This is a genomic window from Polaromonas sp. P1_G4 (assembly GCF_056405475.1).
Genome location: NZ_JBFUCA010000297.1, coordinates 1 through 5,329 on the forward strand (window position 1 = coordinate 1; position 5,329 = coordinate 5,329).

The 5,329-nt window shown below is 62.8% G+C and carries 5 protein-coding genes; all 5 read right to left on the reverse strand.

Annotation, left to right across the window (positions count from 1 at the left end; genetic code table 11):
* Positions 1-240 precede the first annotated feature (240 nt).
* Complete coding sequence (locus tag AC1D1X_RS14845) at positions 241-714, reverse strand: SixA phosphatase family protein (protein WP_477670896.1); 474 nt, start codon at positions 712-714, stop codon at positions 241-243.
* 1 nt (position 715) lies between these two features.
* Positions 716-2,809: a polyphosphate kinase 1 gene (gene ppk1, locus AC1D1X_RS14850; protein ID WP_477670897.1), complete on the reverse strand. Its 2,094-nt coding sequence runs from the start codon at positions 2,807-2,809 to the stop codon at positions 716-718.
* A 50-nt stretch (positions 2,810-2,859) separates the two neighbouring features.
* A complete protein-coding gene (locus AC1D1X_RS14855; protein WP_477670898.1) occupies positions 2,860-3,966 on the reverse strand; it encodes a glycosyltransferase family 4 protein in 1,107 nt (368 codons plus the stop codon).
* The gene (locus AC1D1X_RS14860) at positions 3,963-4,835 is read right to left on the reverse strand and encodes a UDP-2,3-diacylglucosamine diphosphatase (RefSeq protein WP_477670899.1); all 873 of its coding nucleotides are present in this window, start codon (positions 4,833-4,835) and stop codon (positions 3,963-3,965) included. The genes AC1D1X_RS14855 and AC1D1X_RS14860 overlap by 4 nt, the downstream gene beginning before the upstream one ends.
* Positions 4,835-5,329 (reverse strand): GNAT family N-acetyltransferase (locus AC1D1X_RS14865; RefSeq protein ID WP_477698549.1); only part of this gene is annotated, 495 nt, incomplete at its 5' end. The genes AC1D1X_RS14860 and AC1D1X_RS14865, both read right to left, overlap by 1 nt.

Below are 5,329 nucleotides of genomic sequence, written 5' to 3' on the forward strand. Positions count from 1 at the left end.
GCAATATAGCGCCTAGAGCATGCATCGAATTCCTTAGAACTGGCGAATCAAAAGGATTGCTTAACGTAATGTATGCCGCAAAACCTGCGGCATAACCTGGCGGTTGCGATCTAATCTGGACATAGAAACTGGATCAGGCCCTGGAACGGCGGTATTTGCACTATAGCCTTGGCACCGGGAAAACTTACCTGTATTGGGTCCGTTTTTTGTCCGCGGGCAGGCTTTGAGTGTGCTGCTGTTTCAGAGAACTTCAGGCGACTGCACGGTCACCACGACGGTCTGGTTGAGGCCATCCCGGTCGCGGCTGCGAAGCCACCAAAGCGCACCCTTCTTGACCGGGCATTCGCTTTCCTGCAAGCTGAGCAGCTGCGCGATGGCCTGCCCCAGGTTGGGCTGGTGGCCCACCACCAGAATCGGCGACCTGGCCGACGGCCATTGCACCAGTTCCAGCAGCTGTTCAACCGTGGCGTCGGGCGCCAGCTCACTACGGATTTTGTATTTGCGTCCCAACGCCAGCGCGGTCTGCTCACAGCGCCGTGCCGGGCTAACGAAAATGCGCGCGCCTTCGGGCAACTGACGGTCCAGCCAATTGGCCATGCGGGCCGCCTGCTTCTCGCCCCTTGACGTCAGTGAGCGCTCAAGATCGCTTCCGCCCTGCGGGTCACCCTCGGGCCAGTCTTCTGCCTCTGCATGGCGCCACAGGATCAGGTCCATGTTATTTTTCCTGGTGATGGGGAGCCGAATAGCGTGCCATCAAGGCCGCTTGCGCACCGTGGCGCGGGGCATCGCCCTGCGGGTTCACGCGCAGGTAAGTGCCGTCAGGCTGCAGATCCCAGGCGTCGCGCCCGTCATGCAGGTAGGCCACCAGGCACTCGTCGATGATGCGCTGGCGCAGAACGGGGTCGGTCACAGGCCAGGCCAGTTCAACCCGGCGCAACATGTTGCGGTTCATCCAGTCGGCGCTGGAAAGCAACAAGGTTTCCTCTTCAGCACAGCGGAAATAAAACACCCGTGAATGCTCGAGGAAGCGGCCGATGATGGAGCGCACGCGGATGTTGTCCGTCACACCCGGTACTTGGGCCGGCAGCATGCAGGCGCCGCGCACAATCAGGTCGATCTTCACGCCGCGCTGCCCCGCCCTCACCAGCGCCTGCATCAGGTCTTCGTCGGTCAGCGCGTTCATCTTGGCCACGATGCGGGTGTCGTTGCCCTGCAGGGCGGCTTCGCCCAGCGAATCGATTTTCTCGATCAGCTTGCGGTGCAGCTGGAACGGCGCCAGCAGCAAATGGTGCAGCTTGGGCAGGCGGCTCTGGCTGGCCAGGTGCACGAACACGTTGTCAATGTCGGCCGTCGTCAAGGGGTCGGCCGTCAGGTAGCTCAGGTCGGTGTAAAGGCGGGCCGTGCGCGGGTTGTAGTTGCCGGTGGAAAGATGGGCATAGCGCACCAGGTGTTTGCCTTCGCGCCGCGTCACCAGCAGCATCTTGGCGTGGGTTTTCAGGCCCACCACGCCGTACACCACCTGCGCACCTATCGACTCCAGCATTTCCGCCCAGTTGATGTTGGCCTCTTCATCGAAGCGCGCCTTGAGCTCCACCACCACCGTCACTTCCTTGCCGCGGCGCACCGCTTCGCGCAACAGCACCATCAGCTCCGAGTCGGTGCCTGTGCGGTAAATGGTCTGCTTGATCGCCAGCACTTGCGGGTCGTTAACCGCCTCGCGCAGGAAGACGAGCACGCCGTCAAAACTTTCAAAAGGCTGGTGAATGGAAACGTCGCCTTCCTTGAGCCGCTCAAAGAACGACTGGCCGGGCTGCAACTGGGTGGGGTAACACGCGCTGTAGCCGGGGAAGAGCAGTTTGGGGTCATTGACCAGGTCCACCAGTTGCGTCAGCCGCACCAGGTTGACGGGGCCGTGCACCCGGTACAGGGACTGCGTCGGCAAGTTGAATTGCCTGAGCAGGAAGCTGGCCAGGTATTCCGAACAGCCCGCAGAAACCTCCAGCCGAACAGCCTGCCCGTAATGGCGTTGCTCCAGGCCCTGGCGCAAGGCGGTGCGCAGGTTCTTGACGTCGTCTTCATCCACGGCCAGGTCAGAATGCCGGGTGACGCGGAATTGCGAGAACTGCCCCACTTCGCGGCCGGCAAACAACTCGGCCAGGTGTGCCCGGATCACGCTGGAAAGCGACACGAACAGCCGGCTCTTGTCCTTGCCGTGCGAAGGCATATGAATCAGCCGCGGCAACACGCGCGGCACCTTGACGATGGCAATGTCGTTGTCGCGCCCAAAGGCGTCATGACCGCCCAGCCGCACGATGAAGTTGAGCGACTTGTTGGCCACCTGCGGGAACGGATGCGAAGGGTCCAGCCCGACTGGAATCAACAACGGCCGCACTTCCCTTTCGAAATATGCTTTCACCCAGCGCCGCTGGGCCGCATTGCGCTCGCCGTGCGAGACGATGCGTATGCCCTGCCGCTCAAAGGCCGGCAGCAGCTCGTCGTTGTAGAGCGAATACTGGCGCGCCACCATGTCGTGGGCTGCCGCAGAAAGTGCGGCGAAAGACTGCACCGAATACAGCGCTTTTTGTTCATTGGCCTGCGCCGCCGTCAGGTGGGGCGCGGTCCGGACTTCAAAGAACTCGTCCAGGTTGGACGAGACAATGCAGAGAAACCTCAGCCGTTCCAGCAGCGGCACGTCCGGGCGCCTGGCCCAGTCCAGCACCCGCTCATTGAAGGCAAGAATGCTGTGGTCGCGGTCCAGGAACTGGACGGGTGGCGCAGCGGCTGCCACCGAGGCGGGTGAAGTGGGCATCAACAAGAGTGGTCTTTGTCATTAACAACAAGTCACAGTGTTGACGTGTTTCATGACAATGGCGTGACAGTACTTTTGACTGATGGTGCACCCGCCTGAAAAGGCTGGCAAGTACCGCTCATGGCGTTGTTGTGCCCGGCGGTTACGAGGAACGACTCGAAAAGCTGCGCCGCATGGGCCCAGCTGAAGTCCAGCGCGCGCAAACGGGCTTCATGGCGCGGCACAGCCAATGCGCTGTAACAAGCCTGTTGCAAATCTTCATGCATGACACCGCCGTGACAGCTTCCATCGGGCTTTCCAAGCACCTCCAGCGGGCCATCGACCGGGTAGGCGGCTACCGGTGTGCCGACTGCCATGGCTTCGAGCATCACCAGGCCAAAAGTTTCCGACCGGCTGGGAAAGGCAAACACATCGGCCGCCGCGTAGACCTTGGCCAGCTCATCCCGGGGCAGAACACCCATCCAGCGGACCTGCGGATAACGCTCCTTGAGCGTTGCCTCCAGGGGCCCTACCCCGCAGACCACCTTGGTCCCCGGAATGTCCAGCTTGAGGAAAGCCTCGATGTTTTTCTCATACGACACCCGGCCCACAAACAACGACACCGGCCGCACCACCGTCCCCATGGGCGGGTACAGCCGCGCTTGCGGCTCAAAGCCGAAAAGCTCCGTGTCCACGCCGTGCGTCCAGCTGCGCAGGTTCTGAAAGCCCCGCTGCTCCAGCATGCGCAGCACGCCATGGGTAGGCACCATCACGCCCGACGAGGGCCTGTGGAAATGGCGGAACAGCGCATAACCCCAGGACAGCGGAATCTTCAATGCCGCATGAAGGATCTCGGGGAACTTGGTGTGAAATGCGGTGGTGAACTTCAGGCCGCGCTTGAGGCAATAGCTGCGCGCAGCCCAGCCCAGCGGGCCTTCGGTGGCAATGTGGATGGCCTCAGGCGCAAAGGCATCGAGCTTTTCGGTCAGGCCGCGCTTGGGGCGCACCGCCAGGTCAATACCGGCATAACCCGGGCAAGGCCGCGTCTTGAAGAGGCCAGGCTGGATCACTTCCACCTGGTGCCCCAACTCCTGCAGTTCACGCACCAACTCCACCAGGGTGGTGACCACGCCATTGACCTGCGGTTGCCAGGCGTCCGTTACAAGAGCGACCCTCATGCGGTCACCGTGGAAGCTACATGCCCGCGGCCCTGCGTTTCATGCGCGGGCGCCCAGTGCACCAGCTCGAGGGTGCCGTCGAAGTTTTCCACGAGCGCGGTGCGGCTTTCCACCCAGTCGCCGTCGTTGCAGTACAGCACGCCGTTGATGTCGCGCATCTCGGCGCGGTGGATGTGCCCGCAGACCACGCCCTGGTGGCCGCGGCGGCGGGCTTCATTGGCCACGGCCTCTTCAAAGTCGGTGACGTAATTGAGCGCGCTCTTGACCTTTTGCTTCAGGTAAGCCGACAGCGACCAGTACGGCAGCCCCAAACGGGCGCGCAGGCTGTTGAGGTGGCGGTTGAGTTTGAGTGTGAATTCATAGAGGTTGTCGCCCACGTAGGCCAGCCATTTGGCGCACTGCACCACGGCGTCGAAGTAGTCGCCGTGGATGATCCACAGCTGCCGGCCGTCGGCGGTGGTGTGCACGGCTTCATCGATCACCTCGATGCCGCCGAACTGGTTGCCAATAAATTCACGCGCAAACTCATCATGGTTGCCCGGCACATAGACCACGCGGCAGCCTTTGCGGGCGCGGCGCAGCAGTTTTTGCACCACGTCGTTGTGCGACTGCGGCCAGTACCAGCGGCGGCGCAGCTGCCAGCCGTCGACGATGTCGCCCACGAGGTACAGGTTGTCGCTCGGGTGGGCCTTCAAAAAATCCAGCAGCGCGACCGCCTGGCAGCCGGGCGTGCCCAGGTGGATGTCTGAAATGAAGATGGTGCGGTAGCGCTTGCGCAGCGAGTCGTCGTCATCATGGTCGTCGCCGTTCCCGCTGAAGCCGTTCCCAGACGAAGCCAGCGCGCCCATGGCGTCAAACATGCTGCGCATCAGGCCTCCGAAGGGCTGCCCGACACAGGCTTACCGGAGAAATGCTTGAGGTAGCGCGGCGGCAGGTCGGCGATGCGCATCATCATGGGCAGGTCGGCCGAGTTGAAGTCCGGGTCCCAGGCCGGTGCGCCCAGCACCTTGGCACCCAGGCGCAAATAGCCCTTGATCAGCGCGGGCGGCTCCACGTCCAGCGTGTCGTCCAGTCGCTCCACCGGCAGCGCCAGACGCGGCGTCACGCGGTATTCAATGGGTGCCAGATGCGTTTGGCGCACCTGGCGCCAGATGCTGGCGGCGGCGTGGCCGCTGGAGACACCGTTGTGCTGCATCGGGATGCTGGCGCAGCCGATCATCGTGTCCAGCTGGTTGCGCGCCATGAATTCAGCTAGCGCACCCCACAGCGCCAGGATGACGCCGCCGTGGCGGTGGTCGGCATGCACGCAGCTGCGGCCCAGCTCGACCATGCGCTCGCGCAGGGAGCGCAGGCGGGTCAGGTC

Bases quoted from the DNA above. Each gene is read 5' to 3' on its own strand.
- AC1D1X_RS14860 (WP_477670899.1), bottom strand. From the start codon at position 4,835: ATGCGCAGCATGTTTGACGCCATGGGCGCGCTGGCTTCGTCTGGGAAC.
- AC1D1X_RS14855 (WP_477670898.1), bottom strand. From the start codon at position 3,966: ATGAGGGTCGCTCTTGTAACGGACGCCTGGCAACCGCAGGTCAATGGC.
- AC1D1X_RS14845 (WP_477670896.1), bottom strand. From the start codon at position 714: ATGGACCTGATCCTGTGGCGCCATGCAGAGGCAGAAGACTGGCCCGAG.
- ppk1 (WP_477670897.1), bottom strand. From the start codon at position 2,809: ATGCCCACTTCACCCGCCTCGGTGGCAGCCGCTGCGCCACCCGTCCAG.